The organism is Bacillota bacterium (assembly GCA_036504675.1).
In the GTDB taxonomy this organism is placed as follows: domain Bacteria; phylum Bacillota; class Sulfobacillia; order JAJYWN01; family JAJZPE01; genus DASXUT01.
The window spans coordinates 1-17,861 of record DASXUT010000081.1 but is presented as its reverse complement, the minus strand read 5'-3'; the positions used below and the strand labels follow the sequence as shown (position 1 = coordinate 17,861).

Annotated in this window: 18 protein-coding genes; 10 read left to right on the top strand and 8 right to left on the bottom strand. The window is 67.1% G+C overall.

Annotation, left to right across the window (positions count from 1 at the left end; genetic code table 11):
- The 3 genes from feoB to VGL40_06400 form a co-directional block, all read right to left on the bottom strand.
- On the bottom strand, positions 1 to 1,567 hold a 1,567-nt coding region (gene feoB / locus VGL40_06410; protein HEY3314896.1), incomplete at its 3' end, for a ferrous iron transport protein B.
- Complete coding sequence (locus VGL40_06405; protein HEY3314895.1) at positions 1,564 to 1,815, bottom strand: ferrous iron transport protein A; 252 nt, start codon at positions 1,813 to 1,815, stop codon at positions 1,564 to 1,566. The genes feoB and VGL40_06405, both read right to left, overlap by 4 nt.
- Positions 1,816 to 2,046: 231 nt before the next feature.
- Entirely contained in the window at positions 2,047 to 2,550 is a 504-nt protein-coding gene (locus tag VGL40_06400; GenBank protein ID HEY3314894.1) for an L-2-amino-thiazoline-4-carboxylic acid hydrolase, read from the bottom strand.
- Between the two features lie 595 nt (positions 2,551 to 3,145).
- Between VGL40_06400 and VGL40_06395 the strand changes: the two genes are divergently transcribed.
- The 7 genes from VGL40_06395 (at position 3,146) to VGL40_06365 (ending at position 10,568) form a co-directional block, all read left to right on the top strand.
- Entirely contained in the window at positions 3,146 to 3,961 is an 816-nt protein-coding gene (locus VGL40_06395) for a nitroreductase family protein (GenBank protein HEY3314893.1), read from the top strand.
- A 15-nt stretch (positions 3,962 to 3,976) separates the two neighbouring features.
- Positions 3,977 to 5,113, top strand: coding sequence for an ABC transporter substrate-binding protein (locus tag VGL40_06390; protein HEY3314892.1), 1,137 nt, complete (start codon positions 3,977 to 3,979; stop codon positions 5,111 to 5,113).
- A gap of 90 nt (positions 5,114 to 5,203) precedes the next feature.
- A complete protein-coding gene (locus tag VGL40_06385) occupies positions 5,204 to 6,079 on the top strand; it encodes a branched-chain amino acid ABC transporter permease (protein ID HEY3314891.1) in 876 nt (291 codons plus the stop codon).
- Positions 6,080 to 6,090: 11 nt separating this feature from the next.
- A complete protein-coding gene (locus VGL40_06380; protein HEY3314890.1) occupies positions 6,091 to 7,089 on the top strand; it encodes a branched-chain amino acid ABC transporter permease in 999 nt (332 codons plus the stop codon).
- A complete protein-coding gene (locus tag VGL40_06375; GenBank protein ID HEY3314889.1) occupies positions 7,086 to 7,862 on the top strand; it encodes an ABC transporter ATP-binding protein in 777 nt (258 codons plus the stop codon). The genes VGL40_06380 and VGL40_06375 overlap by 4 nt, the downstream gene beginning before the upstream one ends.
- Positions 7,855 to 8,562, top strand: a complete 708-nt coding sequence (locus VGL40_06370) for an ABC transporter ATP-binding protein (GenBank protein HEY3314888.1) — start codon at positions 7,855 to 7,857, stop codon at positions 8,560 to 8,562. The genes VGL40_06375 and VGL40_06370 overlap by 8 nt, the downstream gene beginning before the upstream one ends.
- Positions 8,563 to 8,756: 194 nt before the next feature.
- Positions 8,757 to 10,568, top strand: coding sequence for a sulfite exporter TauE/SafE family protein (locus VGL40_06365; protein ID HEY3314887.1), 1,812 nt, complete (start codon positions 8,757 to 8,759; stop codon positions 10,566 to 10,568).
- A gap of 115 nt (positions 10,569 to 10,683) precedes the next feature.
- Here the strand turns inward: VGL40_06365 and VGL40_06360 are convergent, their stop codons facing one another.
- The 5 genes from VGL40_06360 to VGL40_06340 all read right to left on the bottom strand — a co-directional run bounded on the left by VGL40_06360 (position 10,684) and on the right by VGL40_06340 (position 16,383).
- The gene (locus VGL40_06360; GenBank protein HEY3314886.1) at positions 10,684 to 10,881 is read right to left on the bottom strand and encodes a YHS domain-containing protein; all 198 of its coding nucleotides are present in this window, start codon (positions 10,879 to 10,881) and stop codon (positions 10,684 to 10,686) included.
- Positions 10,882 to 10,903: 22 nt separating this feature from the next.
- Complete coding sequence (locus VGL40_06355; GenBank protein HEY3314885.1) at positions 10,904 to 11,179, bottom strand: hypothetical protein; 276 nt, start codon at positions 11,177 to 11,179, stop codon at positions 10,904 to 10,906.
- Positions 11,163 to 11,375: a hypothetical protein gene (locus tag VGL40_06350; GenBank protein HEY3314884.1), complete on the bottom strand. Its 213-nt coding sequence runs from the start codon at positions 11,373 to 11,375 to the stop codon at positions 11,163 to 11,165. The genes VGL40_06355 and VGL40_06350 overlap by 17 nt, the downstream gene beginning before the upstream one ends.
- 16 nt (positions 11,376 to 11,391) lie before the next feature.
- A complete protein-coding gene (locus VGL40_06345) occupies positions 11,392 to 13,968 on the bottom strand; it encodes a heavy metal translocating P-type ATPase (GenBank protein HEY3314883.1) in 2,577 nt (858 codons plus the stop codon).
- Between the two features lie 156 nt (positions 13,969 to 14,124).
- Positions 14,125 to 16,383, bottom strand: coding sequence for a hypothetical protein (locus VGL40_06340; protein ID HEY3314882.1), 2,259 nt, complete (start codon positions 16,381 to 16,383; stop codon positions 14,125 to 14,127).
- Positions 16,384 to 16,600: 217 nt separating this feature from the next.
- Here VGL40_06340 and VGL40_06335 point away from each other — a divergent pair, with 217 nt between their 5' ends.
- The 3 genes from VGL40_06335 to VGL40_06325 all read left to right on the top strand — a co-directional run.
- Positions 16,601 to 16,936: a hypothetical protein gene (locus tag VGL40_06335; GenBank protein HEY3314881.1), complete on the top strand. Its 336-nt coding sequence runs from the start codon at positions 16,601 to 16,603 to the stop codon at positions 16,934 to 16,936.
- Between the two features lie 105 nt (positions 16,937 to 17,041).
- Positions 17,042 to 17,287: a DUF2933 domain-containing protein gene (locus VGL40_06330; protein HEY3314880.1), complete on the top strand. Its 246-nt coding sequence runs from the start codon at positions 17,042 to 17,044 to the stop codon at positions 17,285 to 17,287.
- A gap of 16 nt (positions 17,288 to 17,303) precedes the next feature.
- Positions 17,304 to 17,861 (top strand): response regulator transcription factor (locus VGL40_06325; GenBank protein HEY3314879.1); only part of this gene is annotated, 558 nt, incomplete at its 3' end.

Genomic DNA, 17,861 nt, shown 5'->3' with positions numbered 1-17,861 from the left:
GGGGGAGGACGTCGGTCACCTGGAGGAGGCCGATGAACAGAGCGCCGTAGAGGAAGAGGGGCCCGGCCTCCCGGAGGAACATCACTGTCTTGTTCAGGCTCTTCGTCCAGACATTGCCGGCCCGAGGCAGGCGCAGCGGTGGCAGGTCGATGAGGAGATCGGTCGAGCGCCCGGGCAACACCCGGTCAAGGAAGCGGCCGACAAGCCCGAAAATGAGGGTGATGACCGCCAGGTAGACCAGGAAGAAGAGCGGGCCGGTGCCGGCCATCAGCCCGGCGATCACCACGATCTGGGCCGAGCACGGGATGGTCAGCCCCAGCAGGGCCACGGCGATGGTCCGCTCCCTCGACGAGCCGAGGAGCCGGGTGGTGATGGTGGCCATGGTCACGCACCCAAAGCCGAGGATCAGGGGGATGATGGCCCGGCCGTTCAGGCCGATGCGGACGAGGGTCCGGTCGGCCAGGGCGGCCACCCGAGGCAGGTAGCCGGAGTCCTCCATGATCGACATGGCCAGGTAGAAGACCAGCACGAGGGGGAGCAGGAGCCCCAGGAGGTAGGTTGCGGTCATGGTCAGGACGCCGTACTCCCCGACCAGGATGACGCCCAGAGCCGATGAGGGCGGGACCACGTGAGCCACCAGGCCCCTCACGAAGGGCTCATAGTAGCCCTTCATGATCGTCTTCTCAGTCAGGTTGACCAGGACTTGGGCCGTCAGGACCCCAACCAAGTAGTACAGGGCCAGCAGGACGAGGGCCAGGAAGGCCAGGCCGGTGGCCGGCCGAAGGGTCAGACGGCCAAGGGTGGCGGCGAGGCCCGGCCGGCGCAGGCTCTCGCGGCGGACCCGACTGACGATGTCCCTGACCCGCTCACGGCGGAGGGCGTAGAACGCGTCCCGGCGGTCTCCAGGGGCCAGACCGTGCCGGTCGGCGATGATCTGGTCGTCCTCGAGCACCAGGAGGGCCTCGGACCTCGACCGGCCGGCCTCGGCCAAGTGGTCGAGTTCGGCGGCGATGGCCGGATGAGGGTGACCTGAGCGCGCTCTCGGTAGGGCATCCTTCAGTTCGGCCAGGCCCCGGCCGGTCACGGCGACGGTGGGAATCACCGGGACGCCCAGGAGGGCGCTGAGCCGTTCATGGTCGAGGTGGAAGCCGAAACGCTCAGCCTCGTCCACGAGGTTGAGGGCGACCACGACCTCCTTCCCCATGTCGATGAGCTGAAGGGTAAGGAACAAGTCTCGGTCGAGATGGCTTGCGTCGACCACGTTGACCACGGTGTCGGCTCCGATGATGACATCGCGGGCCACCCGTTCCTCATCGTTGAACGAAGATACGCCATAAACCCCCGGGGTGTCGATGACCAGGGCGTCGCCGAGCCGTCCGGTCGAGACGTCGACCGTCGTCCCCGGGTAGTTCGAGACGTCGACGTAAAGGCCGGTCAGGGCGTTGAAGAAGACGGACTTGCCGGTGTTCGGATTGCCGGCCAAGACGATCTTACGGCGGTTGACCCTTGGGTCGAGGCTCACCGTCCTCGCGCCGCCGTGGCAGGTGCCGGCGCCACCGTGGGTCATCGCCCCTCGCCCCCTCCTGGCCGCGTGTCGTCGCCTGGCGTGACCTCGATCTGCTCGGCCAGGCGCCGGCCAACGGCCACTTCAAGGGTGCCCTTGCGGACGACCACCGGCCCCCGGGACAGGACCTCGGAACACTGGATTACCTCGCCTTCACCCAGCCCGAAGCGAGTCATCTGGGCCTTCGTCGCCCCTTCGGGAAGCCTGGAGACGGTCGCCCACATGCCCCGGCGAACCTTGTCGAGAGTCATCAGGTAGCCCCCCTCCGGTCATTGAGAATCGTTCTCAGTTCAATCTTAACCGGGGGTTCCCGCTTTTGTCAAGTGGTTCCTTGCAAAACCTTGGGATTATTTCCGTTGAGCCGTGGAGCCGAGGGACGGCTGCCGGGGACCCGGGCGCCGGCCGACAAGCGCCGGGAAAACGAAGTGAGCGGCCAATCATCGGCCGCTCGCGGGAGGGCGACGGGGCGAAACAGGACCGGGTCAGACCGGCTCACTCTCACTGATCGAGAACAGGCAGTATCCGTCGCCGTCGAGGGTGTTCTTCAGGTGGACGCAGGACAGCCCGTTATAGCTTTGATACTTGGCCTGGTCGACGAAGCAGTAGAGGCGGCCCATCTCCTGAGAGCCACGCTCGTGCCAGACGGCGGCCAGTGGGCAGTAGGTCACCCGCGGCCGGGGGACTCCGCCGTAGATGACCTGGTCTGACTCCCAGCCGAACTTGGGGAGGTCCGGGACCTTCTTGAAGTTCTCGGCCGTCAGGGGCAGACCCAGCTGTTCGACGCCCTTGCGGACCGACTCCCCGCAGTCCGTTCCGTAGCGGCAGACCGCTTCCTTCAAGAGGGTCTTGGCCCGATCCTTGCCCAGGCGGTCGGTGAGCGTCTCGGCCATGTGGTGGTAGAAGAGGGCCAGTCTTCTGGCCATCACCCGGACCTCTCTGGTCGCCTCTTCTTCGGTCACGAGTACGTCGGGGGCCTTGTCGCTCATGAACGCTCTCCTCCCTTTGGGCCCCGCCGGCGCGCGGCCGGCCTCATTCCATAGAGTATTCCTTCGGGCGGGGGGAGGTCAAATCCTGCCGGCCCGACCGCCATCCGCCGGGCCCGAAATTTCCCGCCGCCGGCCCTTGACAAGACGTGGGGGCTGTTCTATGATGAGTGCCAAGGTCCGTACCCTACATGGGTATGGTTCTGAGTCCGAGGTTTGGTGAGCAACCCCACAGGCACCAGTGACGATGAGCGGGAGAGTTCGCTCCGTTGGTATCGCCGTAAGAGAGGACCCGGTCGGTGGAAAGGGTCTCGGCGGTCGGGAGTGACAATGCACCCGTGAGTCCCAGGCCCGAACCCGCTCGCCCGGGGGTAGGGAATGGCGGAGGCCGCCGTTATCCGGCCGGGGCATTCAGGCCGCCACGCGTCCGTTCACGGATGCGCCGAGCCGCGTGCCCGCAAAGCCGGACGCAAGAGTCGTCCATACAGGGTGGAACCGCGGAACCCCGCCCCTGTCCCATTTGGGACGGGGGCTTTTATTTTTCCCAGCCAGACCATCACCACCCACCGCAAGGTGGGGACCGGAGGGGGAGACCGACATGAGCGCCCTGGCAAGAAAGGACTACCTGACCATGGACCCGGTGGAATTCCGGGCCCGCTTCCGTGAACGGACCCACCACACCCTGGAGATCCAGACCTACGCGGCGGTCCAGGCGGGCAGGCGCCTGCCGCCGAACCAGGCCGAGACGGCCAAGAAACTCAGCCGCCTGTGGGTCGAGCGAGGCCTGCCGACCGATGCCCCGGACTACCTTTGGGGCCGGCGATTGATCGCCTTCGCCGACGCCCTGGCCGCGGGCGGGCAGGTCGACCTGTCGGCCTACGCCCCGAATCGGCTGACCTCGGCCGAGGCCGACCTCGTCCACCGGGTGGTCCGGGAACGACGGTCGGTCCGGCACTGGACGACGGAGGACGTCCCCGACTGGATGATCGATCGCGTCCTGGAGAGCGGCCTGTGGGCGGCCCACTCGTGTAACCTCCAATCCATCAGGTTCCTGGTCGTCCGGGAGAGGAACGGGCCCGGGTTGTTCAAGGGGAGCGACATTCCCGGCGGGCCGGTCCACCTCGTCGTCCTTCAAGATGAGCGGGTGTATCGGGCCAACGAGCTGATGCCGGTCCGCAATCGGCTCCTGGATTGCGGGGCGGCGGCCCAGAACATGGTCCTCACCGCCCACGCCCTGGGGCTCGGCGGCGTCTGGTTGACCTTCTCGGAGAAGATGGTCGATCGCCTGACCAAGCGTTTCGAGCTCCCGGAAGTGATCAAGGTCGTCACCTATGTCGACGTTGGTTTCCCGGCCCAGACCCCGGCTCCGCCGGACCGGTTCGGGCTCGATGAGACCGTCCTGAAGCGAATCTGAGAGGAGAGGATTGGATTGTTGAAGAGGCTCGCCCATCGTCGCTGGCTGGTAATCGTCACCCTGTTAACCGTGGCCCTGGTCCTCACCACCGGCTGCGCCGGACGCGGCGCCAAGGTGGTCCGCCTGGCCGTGGTCGGCCCACTCACCGGGAGCATGGCCGTGGTCGGCCAGCAGTTCATCGACGGCGCCCGGTTAGCCGTCGACGAGGTCAACGCCAAGGGCGGACTGAACGGCCGCAAGGTTGAATTGGTCACCGAGGACGACCGGAACGACCCGAAAGAGGCGGCCAGCATCGCCCAGAAGCTCTCGCTCGATAAGGATCTCTATGGCGTCCTGGGGAGCTACAGCAGCTCGGCCTCGTTCGCCTCGATTCCCATCTACGAGAAGGCTCAAATCGTGCAGATCACCCCGAGCGCCTCCCATCCGAAGCTGCCCGAGATCAGCAAGTACATGTTCCGGATGTGGACCGGCATCGACATCTACTCGCCGCAGCTGGCCGACTTCGCCGTGACCAAGCGTGGCTTCAAGAAATTCGCCGTCATCTACGTAAACAATGACTTCGGCAAGGCCAATCACGAGTACTTCGCCGCCAAGGCCAAGTCGCTTGGGGCGGCCGTCGTCAGCGAGGAGACCTTCCTTGACGGCGACAAGGACTTCAAGACTCAGCTGACCAAGGTCAAGGCGGCGAATCCCGACGCCCTGGTGGTTCTGTCCTACTACGTCGAGGGCGCCCTGGTGGCCCAGCAGGCCCGGGCGGCCGGCCTAAAAACGCCGATCATCAGCACCGGGACCTTCATGGAGCCCGAGTTCCTGAAGCTCGCCGGGCCCGCGGCCGAGGGAATCTTCTTCAACACCGAGTTCCATCCCGACGACCCGCGCCCGACGGTCCAGGACTTCATCAAGAAGTTCCGGGCCGCCTACCCCGGTAAGGAACCCGCCCCCTACCACGCCACCAGCTATGACGCGGCGGCCATGCTCCTCCAGGTCCTCAAGCAGGTCAACCTGGACCGCTCCAAGGTGGCCGACGCCCTGACCAACATCCAGTTCTCCGGGGCCGAGGGGCCGATCTCCTGGAAGGCCGGGAAGGGCATCGTCAAGCGGAACATCTTCGTCGAGATCAAGAACGGTAAGTTCGTGATCGTCACCGAGTAGGGGCTCACCCGCCGAGCAGGGTCTCCGCCCTGCCCGGCGCGGTGGAGCATCGAGCGGCCGGGGGAGACCCGGCCGCGGGGGGTGCCTGGAATGTCACTGCTCCTGGAGCAAACGGTCAACGGCCTCGTCATCGGCAGCGTCTATGCTTTGATCGCCCTCGGTTTCTCGCTGATCTTCAGCATCCTCGAAGTGATCAACTTCGCCCACGGGTCGGTTCTGGTGATGGGGACCTTCATCGGCCTCGTGGCCATGCGGCAGGCGGGCTTCTGGGTCGGCCTGGGGGCCGCCGCCGCGGCCAGCGGGCTCCTCGGGGTGCTCATCGAGAAGGCCGCCATCTACCCCCTCCGCGTCCGGCGGGCCCCGGCCGGGGCCCAGTTCATCAGCACCATCGGCGCCGGGATGATGATCGATATCGCCGCCTTGGTCATCTTCGGTCCGAAGACCCGGCCCTTTCCACCGGCCTTGGCGGGCGGGCCATTGGCCCTCGGACCGGTTCAGATCTCCCGCATGGAGGTCGTCATCCTGGCCGTGTCCCTGGGGCTGATGGCCGCGCTTCAACTGCTCATCCGGCGGACCCGCTTCGGAAAGGCCATCCGGGCGACGGTCCAGAACCCGGCCGCGGCGGCCATGTTCGGGGTGGACGTAGACCTGGTGAACACGGCGACCTTCGCCCTGGGCTCGGCCCTGGCGGCGGTGGCCGGCGTGCTGATGGGAGCCTACTACAACGTGGCCGACCTGGGTACCGGGTTCATGGCCGGGATGAAGGGGTTCGTCGCCGCCGTCTTCGGTGGGATCGGCTCGATCCCCGGAGCCGTCCTCGGCGGCCTGGTCCTCGGGGTGGCCGAGGACATCGGCGCGACCTGGCTGTCGGCCTACCGCGACGCCATTGCCTTCATCATCCTCATCGTCATCCTGCTGATCCGGCCCCAGGGCATCCTGGGACGGCCGGAGCGGCAGAAGGTATAGGGGGCGTGACGATGACGCGGCTCGCGCGGTTCCCCTGGGTCCCGCTGTCCGTCCTCCTGGCCCTCGCCTTTCCTCTGGTGGCCAGTCGGTACCTGGTTCACCTGGGCGTCCTCATCGCCATCTACACCATCCTCACCCTCAGCCTCAACCTGGTCTCTGGATACGCCGGCCAGTTGGCCCTGGGACAGGCCGCTTTCTACGCCCTGGGGGCCTATGCTTCGGCCCTCCTGACCCTGAACGGCTACCCGTTCCTCCTCGGTCTCCCGGCGGCCGGGGTCGTCGCCGCCCTGGGCGGCTTGATCGTCGGCCTGCCCACGCTGAGATCCTCGGGCTTCTACCTCGGCATGATTACCCTCGGCTTCGGGGAGATCGTCCGGCTGGTCCTGCTCAACTGGAGTTCCGTCACGCGCGGGCCGATGGGTCTGACCAACATCCCGCCGGCCGGGGTCCTCGGTTTCACCTTCGCCTCCGTGACCTCCTATTACTACCTGACCCTGGCCATCCTGGCCCTGGTCGCCCTGGCCGTCCACCGACTGGTGAACTCGCGGCTGGGCGATGCCCTGGTGGCCATCCGCGAGGATGAATTGGCGGCCAAGGCCATGGGCGTTGACACCGGCTACCTCAAGGTCCTGGCCTTCACCGTCTCGGGGTTCATCGCCGGTCTGGCCGGCAGCCTATACGCCCACTACATCAGCTTCATCAACCCGTCGTCCTTCGGAAGCGGCGAGTCCTTCCTCATCGTCAGCATGGCCCTCCTCGGCGGGACCAGCATCCCTGGCTCGATCATCGGGACGGCGGTGCTGGTCGTCCTGCCGGAGGTCTTCCGGCCCCTGGCCGACTACCGGCTCTTCTTCTATGGAGCCGCCCTCATCCTGCTGATGATCTATCGGCCAAACGGGCTCATCCCCGAGCGGCGCCTGGCCCAGGGGGGACTGCTGGAGAAGCTGGCCGGCCGGCGCCCGCGGGCGGGCGGCGCGGCCCATCTCAACCAAGGGGGGCGGGGGTCATGAGTCTGCTCATCGTAAGCGGGGCGACCGTCGCCTTCGGGGGGATCAAGGCCCTGGAATCGGTCAGCCTGACCGTCGAGGCCGGGGAGATCGTCTCGGTCATCGGCCCGAACGGGGCCGGCAAGACCACTCTGTTCAACGCCGTCTCGGGGCTGGGCCGCCTGGATTCCGGGGAGGTCCGCTTCGACGGCGCGGACATCACCAACCAACCCGCCCACCGGGTGACGCGGAGCGGCATCGCCCGTACGTTCCAGAACATCCGCCTCTTCAGCCACCTGACGGTGGCCGACAACGTCAATATCGCCCAGCACTGCCGGACGCGGGCCGGGCTCTGGTCGGCCCTGGTCGACAGCCGGACGGCCCGGGCCGAACGGCGATCGGTTCTCGCGACGACGGCGGGACTGCTCGACACGGTCGGCCTGCCGGGCCGGGCCGATGTCCAGGCCGGCGACCTTCCCTACGGCGCTCAGCGCCGGGTGGAGATCGCCAGGGCCCTGGCCACGCGGCCCCGACTCCTCCTGCTCGACGAACCGGCCGCCGGGATGAACTACGCCGAAGTCGAGGATCTCCTGGGGCTCATCAGGTCGGTCCGGCGGCAAGAGATCACCGTGGTCATGGTCGAGCACGACCTGCGGGCGGTGATGGCCGTCTCCGACCGGGTCGTCGTCCTCGATTACGGCCGGAAGATCGCCGACGGCCGGCCCGAGGAGGTCCGGACGGACCCCGCCGTGCTGGCCGCCTATCTCGGCGAGAAGGGGGGCGTGGCCAGTGCTTGAGGTCAAGGACATCCACGTCTACTATGGCCGCGTCCACGCCCTGAAGGGGGTGAGTCTGGAAGTCGGCCGCGGTGAGCTGGTGGTGGTCGTCGGGGCCAATGGGGCCGGGAAGACCACCCTCCTGAGGACGGTCTGCGGGTTGCTGCACCCGCGCTCCGGCCGGGTCTCCCTGGACGGGGCGGACGTCTCGGGTCTGCCCCCGCAGACCATCGTTCGCCGGGGAATCGCCGCCTCCCCCGACAACCGGCAGGTCTTCCCCAGGATGACGGTGCTCGAGAACCTGGAGATGGGCGCCTTCTCGCGGCCCGACCGGACCGAGATCCGCCGGGACCTGGAGCGCGTCTGCACCGTCTTCCCCGCCTTGCGGGACCGCCGCCGCCAGGTGGCCGGGACCCTCAGTGGCGGCGAGCAACAGATGCTGGCCATCGCCCGGGCGATGATGGCTTCACCGCGACTTCTCTTGATGGACGAACCGTCGATGGGCCTGGCTCCACGGCTGGTCGCGGCAATGTTCGAGACGATTCGCCGCATCCGCGACGATGGGACGGGCATCCTCCTCGTCGAGCAGAACGCGCGTCTGGCGCTGGACATCGCCGACCGGGCCTACGTCCTGGAGACGGGCCGCGTCCTACTCTCCGGGACGGGTCGGCAGTTGTCAACCGACCCCATGGTCCGCCAGGCCTGCCTGGGAGGGGCGTGATCATCCGGCGGTCTCGCGGCCATGCGGACTTGGCATCTTTTTGAAAGACAATTTTGCTTCCTCATCTGAAGGAAGTCGGGACAACTCGGAGAATGGTCTTCCCCATTTCCCCGACAGCCGCGAACAAAAGGCCGCCCAAAGCGGCCTTCCGCTTGCCTCGGTCGGGGCGGCGCGAGGCGGCGGGGGGGATGCGTGTGGCGACGAGGAAGCAGATCGTCATGGTTCAGGGCATGGTCTGTGAATCGTGCGGGCGGAAGGTCGAGAAGGCCCTGCGCGCCCTCGATGGGGTGAAGTCGGCCGAGGCCGACTTCGTCAAGGGTAGGGCCGTGGTCGATTACGACGACGGCCGGTGCGATCTCGAGCGGATCGGGGCGGCCATCAGGGAGGCCGGGTACGAGACCAGGGGCGGCGGCCTGAGCCCGCTCCTGACCATCCTCGCCGCCGGGGTCCTGATCTTCCTCCTCGGACGCTGGTCCGGCGGACTCGACCTGGCCGCCAGGCTTCAGAACGGCGCGACCTTGACGGTCCTCTTCGTCACCGGCCTGTTGACCTCGATCCACTGCGTCGGGATGTGCGGCGGATTGATGCTGAGCCAGAGTCTGTCGGCCGGCGCCGAGCCGGGACGGCGGGACTTGAAGCCGGTCGTCCTATACAATCTCGGACGCGTCATCTCCTATACGTCTCTGGGCGGCCTGGTCGGCGCCCTCGGCTCGGTCCTGTCCATCTCCCTACCGGTCAAGGCCGGGCTGATGCTCTTCGCCGCCCTCTTCATGGTGGCCATGGGCCTGAGCCTGGCCGGTTTCGGCTTCGCCCGCCGCCTCCGGATCCAATTGCCCTGGTCGCGCGGGCACGAAGACGGGCAAGGGCGGCGAGAGGCCCGCGGTCCCCTGATGGTCGGGCTACTCAACGGGCTGATGCCCTGCGGCCCCCTGCAGACGATGCAACTCTTCGCCCTCGGCACCGGGAGCGCGGTCCATGGCGCCCTGGCCATGCTGGCTTTCTCCCTGGGCACGGTGCCGCTGATGTCCGCCCTCGGGCTGGCCACCGCGGCCATGCGCGGCGGGCGTCCCCGACAGATCCTCCGCCTGAGCGGAGTCCTCGTCCTTTCCCTGGGCCTGGTGATGGCCAACCGCGGCCTGACCCTCGCCGGGGTGAGGTGGCCCGCGCTGAGGCCCGCCGCGCCGCCACCGAGCGCCCAGGCCTCCGGCCGGGTCGGCCAAGCCGAACTGCGCGACGGGGTGCAAGCCCTGACGATGGTCGCCGACGCCCGGGGCTACCGGCCGAGCCTGCTCTATGTCCAGCGGAACATCCCCGTGGAGTGGACCATCGATGGCCGGCAATTGACCTCGTGCAACAGGCAGATCATCGTCCCCTCGCTGAAGACGGCGATGAACCTCAAGCCCGGGCCCAACGTCCTGAAGTTCACCCCGACGGGCGGCGACATCGCCTTCAGTTGCTGGATGGGGATGATCGGGGGCCTGATCCGGGTGGTCGACGACCTCGGGGCGGTCGACGTGGCCAAGCCTGACGTCGACGTCCCGGCCGGCGCCGGGTGTTGCGGCGACGGCACCAACGCCTGTTGCTCGACGGGCGGTGGTTCGCCCAGCATCTATGGGGCCGACATGGGCCAGGTCCCGACCGGGAGGATCATCAAGAAGGCCGTCATCGACGGCTCCACGCAGGTGGCCGCCTTCAAAGGGATCGGTTTCGAGTTCGAGCCCCTGGTCGTGGTGGTTCAGGCGGGCCTGCGAACGAAGGTCGTTTTCGACCTCGGCGCCTTCGACTCGGCTGAGGGCGAGTATTCCCTGATCGATACGGCCAGCGGCCGGACGGCCAAGTCGTTCAAGGCCGGGAGCGGCCTGAACGCCGTCTTCCTCGATCCGGCCGAAGCGGGCGCCTACGCCGTGGTCAGGGGAAACGAGGTCCTGGGGGTGCTGGAGGTGGTCGACCGGCTCGCGGAGGTCGACTTGGAGCAGGTCAGGGCAAGGTACTTCGAGGGACCGTGAGCGATTTCGGTCGGGTGGGTCCCCCCGGGCGTCGATCTTTCGCCCAGCAACCACAGCGCCAAAAAGCGTGACGGCAGCCGGAGGATTCCGGCTGCCGTCATCGTTTAAGCGCGTTCTAGCAACAATGGCCGTGGTGCCCGTGTCCCCCCTGGGGCTGACCACCGGCCTTTCCACCGGCGTACCGCTTGGGGTCCTTCTCGAACTCGGCCTTGCAGGCGGCGCTGCAGAAGTAGTAGGTTTGGCCCTGGTACTCCGCGGTGGCCGCGGCTTTGCCCTCGTCAACCGTCATTCCACAGACCGGATCCTTGGCCATGTCCCTTTCCCCTTTCTTTGATTCAAACCTTCAGTTCTGGACCTTTTCCGCATGGAGCGGTTTGAGAACGGCCTCCCCCTTTTCCCATCCGGCAGAGACTCAGGCAGACCGCCATCGCCAAGACCAGGAGGAGGGAGACCACGGCGATGGAGCGGGCCAACCCCAGACGGGGTCCCAAGGTGATGAGGGCGAAGGGGAGGGCGCACAACCACAGGTAGATGGCCAGCCCCAGCATTGGGGGTCGGTTCTGGTCGGCGACCGATTCCCCCGCCGCCCGTTGGTCAGTGCCCATGACCACCACCGATCCGCTCCCCCTTGACCAGCGGGATGACCAGGGGCATGGTGATGATCAGGCTCAGGAGGAGGACCCAGAAAGCCCCGCCCCAGCGGGCCACGGCGGTGTATTGGGGACCCCTGGTGAGGACGACGAAGAGGAGCGCCAAACCGGTGGAGATGCCCCCATAGATCAAGGGCGCCTTACGCTTCCAACCCAAGGTTGACATCCTCCCTTCACAGGCTGGCCCGAGCCGTGGACTCGACCACCGACCGCGAGGCGGGCGGCGCGTCGTTGGGCCGCGGTCTTCGGCTCAGGCTTGGGCGAAAGTTCTTGAGCAACAAGGTGTTCATCGTCACCGAGAAGGAACTGGTGGCCATGAAGAAGGCGGCCAGTTCGGGGCTGACGACCATGCGCGTGAAGGGATACAGCAGCCCGGCGGCGACCGGGATGCCGACCGAGTTGTAGATGAAGGCCCAGAAGAGGTTCTGGTAGACCTTGCCCATGGTGGCCCGGGCCACCTCGATCGCCGACACGACGTCCTCGATGTCGCTCTTGATTAGGATGACCTGACCGGTCTCCTTGGCCACGTCGGTCCCGCTGCCGATGGCGATGCCCACGTTGGCCTGGGCGAGGGCCGGGGCGTCGTTGATCCCGTCGCCGACCATGGCCACCCTCTTGCCACTGGCTTGGAGCTTGCGGACTTCGGCCGCCTTGTTCTCCGGAAGGACCTCGGCCAGGACGTTGTCGATGCCGACCTCGCGGGCGATGGCCTGGGCGGTGCGGCGGTTGTCCCCAGTGATCATGGCCGTTTCGATGCCCATCGCCTGGAGTCTCCGGACGGCCTGGACGGTGGTTTCCTTCAGGGTGTCGGCCACGGCGACGAGCCCGGCGAGGCGGCCGTCGAGGGCCAGGAACATGACGGTCTTGCCCCGGGCTTCCAAAGCCTCCGCCCGCTCGATAGCCGACCCGAGGTCGATCCCGGCTTCGCCGAGGAGCTTGCGGTTGCCGAGGAGGACCGATCGGCCGATCACCCGGGCCTTGATCCCGTGGCCGGGGATCGCTTCGAACTCCTCGGGCTCGACGGGGGTCAGGCCCCTCCCCGCCGCCCCCCGGACGATGGCCTCTCCGAGCGGGTGCTCCGAATGGCGTTCGGCGGCCGCGGCCATGGTGATCACGGTATCCTCGGTGAAACCATCCATCGCCACCACGTCGGTGAGCGACGGCTCGCCCTTGGTCAGGGTGCCGGTCTTGTCGAAGACGATGGTCGTCAACTTGCTGGTCGTCTCGATCGCCTCGGCGCCCTTGAAGAGGATGCCGTACTCGGCGGCCTTTCCCGTGCCGGCCATCATCGCGCTGGGGGTGGCCAGACCGACCGCGCACGGGCAGGAGATGACGAGCACGGTGATGCTCTCGAGGAGGGCGAAGCCGAAGACCCCGATCTCCCCGAGGGCGTAAGGTGACAGGATGAACCGGCTGGACGGGTCAAAGAAACGTTCGAAGCCGAAGAAGAACCAGAACCCGAAGACCGCCAGGGCGAGGACGTGAACGCCCAGGATGAAATGGCCGGCGACAAAATCCGCCACTTTCTGGATGGGGGCCTTCGAGGCCTGAGCGTCCTCGACGAGCTTGATGATCTGGGCCAGGGCGGTGTCCTTGCCGACCCGGGTGGCCCGGAAGCGGAAGGCTCCGGTCTTGTTCACCGTCCCACCGATGACCCGGTCACCGGCCCGCTTCTCCGCGGGGATGCTCTCGCCGGTGATCATCGATTCGTCGACCGCGGAATAGCCGTCCGTGACTTCGCCGTCGACCGGGACCCCCTCACCCGGCCGGACCTGGATCAGGTCTCCGACTTCGACCTCATCGGCCGGGATCTCCAGTTCCTCGCCGCCCCGGACGACCCGGGCCACCCTGGGCTGCAGGGACATGAGGCGGCGGATGGCCTCGGAAGTCCGGCCACGGGTGAGCGCTTCCAGCCACCGGCCAAGGATGATGAACGCTGTGAGGAGGGCCGCGGATTCAAAGAAGGTGGCGTTGGGCCCGCCGAAACCGGCGGTCGGCCAGGCGGTGTTGATCACCCCAATGAGGTAGGCGGCACCGATCCCCGTCGCGTAGAGCAGGTTCATGTCGGTGACCCCGTGCCTCAGGCCGTTATAGCTGTTGCGGAAGAACTGCCAGCCGGGACCGAAGACGAGCGGCGTGGTCAGCAGGCCGAGGACGAGCTTGTTCCCCAGCAGGGCCGGGACGAAGCTCGGGAAGATCCAGTAGTCGCGGAAGGTCCCGAGCATGATGAGCATGGCCACCGGCCAGACGAGCCACATGTTGCGGGTCTGGCGGCGCACCTCCTTCTCTCGGGCCTCCCTCTCCCGGTCCAGTTGGGCCTGGCCGGTCAGTTTCTCATTGGCCCCGTAGCCGAGGTCCCGGATCGCCTTCTTGATCTCGGCCCGTTCCACCGCCCCGGCATAGAATTGCACCCTGGCCGACTCCGCCGGCAGGCTGACCGTGACGGCGGTGACCCCCGGGAGGCCCGCGACGGCCTTCTCGACCTTGCCCACGCAGGCGGTGCAGGTCATCCCGGTGACGTGGAGATTGATCGACTCCACGGCCACCTGGTAGCCCAGGTCGTTCACGGCCCCCGCCAACTCCCCGACTCCGACGCCGGCGTCGTCATAGCGGGCACCTACCGCCCCCCCGGCCAGGTTGGCTTGAGCGGACTGGACCCCAGGCAGGTTCTTCAGGGCGGTTTCGATCTTGCTGACGCAGGAAGCACAAGTCATCCCCTCGACTCGGAGATTCACCTGTCTGATCGCCAAAACTGGTCACTCCCAAGGCACCCGGGCGGCATCCGGCGCCGGCGCCATGGCCGGGCTCGAAGGCCGCTTGAGATGCCGGTTGTTTTATGGGGTACCACTGGGTGGCGGCCGGTCGGCGCCTTTGCCGGCGCCCCTTCGGCCTCCCCCGCCTACCCCCTACCCCCCAGTGGTACCCTCAGTCACCAGGATACTCCGGCTTCCCCTCTTTGTCAAGCCTACTTGATAAAAGAGGCCGACTGCCAATCCCAGGTAGACGGCGGCGCCCGTCCAGAAGGTCACCGTCAGGCCCCACCGCAAGCTGAGATACAGGGCGGCCACCGAACCGACGACCGAGAATACGCCGTTGACCGCCCAGAGTGCGGCCGGAAAGCGGCTGCGTTTGAGGCAGGTCGGGAAGGGTACCCCCATGGCCAGCCCGGGCAGGGCGATGGTGACCATCGCCGTCAGCAACCGCACCAGGAGGGGGGCCCCCCCGAGCCAGGTCAGACCGAAGGGGGCGATCTTCGGCAAGGTCAGGAGGAACAGGGCGGTGAGGGCGGCCGCGCCGCCGGCGACGGCCTCGGGGCGCCACCTCATCCGGCCCGAGAGATAGGAGCCTGTGGCGCTGGCCAGCAAGAGGCCGACCAGGACGGTGGCGATGCTGAGAGTGGGCTCCGGGACGAGCCGGCGGACCGTCTGCATCAGGGCCACTTCGACGGCCATGTATCCGGCCCCGGAGGCGGCGGCCCAGATGAGGCCCACGTCTCTCCGCTGATCGTCACCACTGCCTCCCGCGCCGATGGAGGCGATGATCACCCACCCGATCACGGCCAGGGCAGTGAGGATCCACAGGACGACTCGTCCGGCGCTGTCGGCGGAAGCGTAGAAGAAGGGGCGGTCATCCGTGGGCGGGCGGTCGTCAAACCCGTTCTTGGCCATCACTGCAAGGTACTGGTCGAGGGTCAGGAGGCCCTCGGCGAAGACCCCCAAAACCCCACCTTCAGCCACGCCCGGCAAATAGAGGGCCGTGGCCCCGCCCGCGTCTGCCGCCGCCTTGATCCAGGAGGCCTGGTCGCCGGTGATCGGGTCTGCCGTGACCAGCAGGATGGGACGGGCATGAGCGTGTCCGGCGCCGTTCTCCTGGGTGAAGACGGCCATTCTCGCGGCCGCCTCCGTGGCGGTCAGCCCTTGCTCCGCGAAGGCCTGGATGACCATGGGGATGGCCCGGTAGATGTCGCTCGAGCCATGGAGGACAAAGGCCAACTCCCCCCCGGGCAGCAGCTTGGCCAGGTAGTCGCCGACCGCTTCCGCCGTATAAATGTAGCTCTCGGAGAGACCCCAACCGGCCCGTTCGGAGGTCTCGGTCATGACCACCGACAGGTAGATCAAGTCGTAAGACTCCCCGGTACCCCGGACGAAGGAGCGGCCGTCCCCAATGACCGCCTTGACCCTGGGGTCGGCGTATGGGTCGCCCTTAGGGCCCTCGACCTCCCGGACGGCCTGGACCACCGTCGGGTTGACCTCGACCGCGGTGATCTCTTGGGAGCCCGTCAGCAGGGCCATGAGGATGTCCTTCCCACCACCCGGCCCGATAATCAGAGTCTTGCCGCCGGGCTTGAGGATGAAGGGCAGCGAACCCGACTCCCGGCCGAGGAAACTGACAGTGGACAGGTCGCCCTGGTACCTGACGAGGTCCGTGGCGGCCGTGCCGTCGGTGTAAATCACTAACTTCCGCGGCTCCACCGAAGGGACGACGTCAACCCGTCCGAACGGGGACCACCGACTCCAGACCGGGGAGCCGGTGACCGCCATCAGTTGACTCATGGGCTTATCGGCGGCCGGCAGGAGGCCCCGGTTCAACCTGGGATACCAGGCTGCGCCGGATCCCAGGACAGCCACCCCGACCAGGGCCGCGGCCACGGTTATCCCGACGCGCTTCACCCGGCCGGCCACCCCCCACCCAAGGACGATCAGGGCCACGAAGATGGCCAGTCGCAGCGGCCCGATAACCTCCATGGCCAGGTAACCGGCGGCCACCCCGGAGGCGGCGCCGGCCAGGTCATAGAAGTAAAGCTGGTTGGCCTCCTGCCCATGGCGCCGGAAGAGGTCGCTCATCCATCCGCCGACGGCCAGATAGGGAAGTCCGGCCGCAATCGTGATCATCAGCGGTCGGGCCGGGCCCGGCCAAGGCAGGAGCAGGCCCGCCAAAGCCAGCGGGAAGAGAACACCGACAGCGATCCGGAGCGAGTCCCGACGAACGCCGTCAGTTCGGCGGGTAACCAGGGCGGCCCCCACGGCGCCGCCCATGGCCGCCATCGCCAGGCTGGCATAGGCGTAGTAGGCGTTCAGGGAGTACGAGATGAGCCTGACCGTGGTCAGCTCGAAGAGCAGGGCAGCGAGGGAAACAAGGAAGGCCTGAAGGCGGCGGTCGGACAAGAACATTCACCTCAAACCGTCTCGGATGCCTCAAGTGTGCTCTGGAAAACTCATGAAAAAGAGAACAAACGGTGAGGGAATTGTGAAGACGCGGTCGCCCGGTTCTTCACAGTTTCGTCAAAGACTCTTCCAACTTTGAACACGGCCGGGTTATATGCTGTGGACAGCAAGGGCGGCCGTGCCTCGCGAGACGGTCGGGCCCCCGGGAGGTGAAACGATGAAGCTTCGCCACTGGCTCCTGACCGGCGCCGTGGTGCTTGCCCTGGCCCTGGCGGCCTCGGCGGCCCAACCGCTGCCGGCCCTGGCGGCCTCGCTCGGCTCGTCCAAAGCGGCTCCGCCGCCGGCGGCCGAGCAACTGCGGCGGGCGTGTCAAGACGCGGCCGGGGCAACCACCCCGGAAGCGAGGACCGAGGCCATGCGACAGATGATGGCCGCGCCGGACCACCGTGAGCAGATGCAGGGCTTGATGAATGACGGCCAGATGCAGGGTGGGACGATGGGCTCGATGATGGGCGGCGGCGCGCCGGGCGACGGTAATTCGGCTTGCCACTAGCAGACGCGGGGGCGCCGCTGATCGGCGCCCCTGTCTGGCAGCCTCGGTGACCCAGGTTGAGAAGCCGCGCCAGGTTGAGAAGCCGTGTAGGAGGGAACCCTCGGCGTGAAGAATAAACAATGGTTGGTGCTCGGTCTCTGCGCGGTGGGAGCCATCGGGCTCTTCGCCGCCCTCACCGGTCGGCTCGGCGGCAACATCGGCTGGCTGCTGATCCTGCTTTGCCCGCTATCGCACATCTTCATGATGGGCGGTCATGGACACCAGCACCAGCAGTCGACCACCCCGGCCCCGGCGGAGGATGAGGAGAAGGACCGTTCGACCCCGGCGGCCCGCGGGCAATCCTGTCATTAGATGGTGGGTGGGATGATTGGCCCCGGCCAACGTTCTGGTCGTCGACGATGAGGAGCGGATGCGGCGTCTCCTCCGGCTATACCTGGAGAACGAAGGATACTCGGTGGTCGAGGCTTCGAATGGGACGGAGGCCCTCCAGCGGTTCCGCGAGGGCCCTTTCGACCTCGTCGTCCTTGACCTGATGTTGCCCCAGACCGACGGTTGGGCGGTTTGCCGCTCGATTCGCCGAGCCGGCGACGTCCCGCTGATCATCCTGACCGCCCTCGGCTCAGAGTCGGAGCGGCTATTGGGTTTCGACCTCGGAGCCGACGACTACGTGACCAAGCCGTTCAGTCCCAAGGAACTGGTCTCCCGAGCTAAGGCCCTGTTGAGGAGGGCCAACCGGGCTCGGGAGCTGCCCCCTTCCATCAGCCATGGCCCCCTGGTCATCGAGCCGCATTCCCGGACCGTCCGATACGGGTCTAAGGACTTGCCCCTGGCCCCCAAGGAGTTTGATCTCCTGCAACTCTTGGCCGCCCATCCCCGCCAAGTCTTCACCCGTGATCAACTGCTGAACGATGTATGGGGCTACGAC

Bases quoted from the DNA above. Each gene is read 5' to 3' on its own strand.
- VGL40_06395 (HEY3314893.1), top strand. From the start codon at position 3,146: ATGAGCGCCCTGGCAAGAAAGGACTACCTGACCATGGACCCGGTGGAA.
- VGL40_06335 (HEY3314881.1), top strand. From the start codon at position 16,601: ATGAAGCTTCGCCACTGGCTCCTGACCGGCGCCGTGGTGCTTGCCCTG.
- VGL40_06380 (HEY3314890.1), top strand. From the start codon at position 6,091: ATGACGCGGCTCGCGCGGTTCCCCTGGGTCCCGCTGTCCGTCCTCCTG.
- VGL40_06405 (HEY3314895.1), bottom strand. From the start codon at position 1,815: ATGACTCTCGACAAGGTTCGCCGGGGCATGTGGGCGACCGTCTCCAGG.
- VGL40_06360 (HEY3314886.1), bottom strand. From the start codon at position 10,881: ATGGCCAAGGATCCGGTCTGTGGAATGACGGTTGACGAGGGCAAAGCC.
- VGL40_06385 (HEY3314891.1), top strand. From the start codon at position 5,204: ATGTCACTGCTCCTGGAGCAAACGGTCAACGGCCTCGTCATCGGCAGC.
- VGL40_06375 (HEY3314889.1), top strand. From the start codon at position 7,086: ATGAGTCTGCTCATCGTAAGCGGGGCGACCGTCGCCTTCGGGGGGATC.
- VGL40_06400 (HEY3314894.1), bottom strand. From the start codon at position 2,550: ATGAGCGACAAGGCCCCCGACGTACTCGTGACCGAAGAAGAGGCGACC.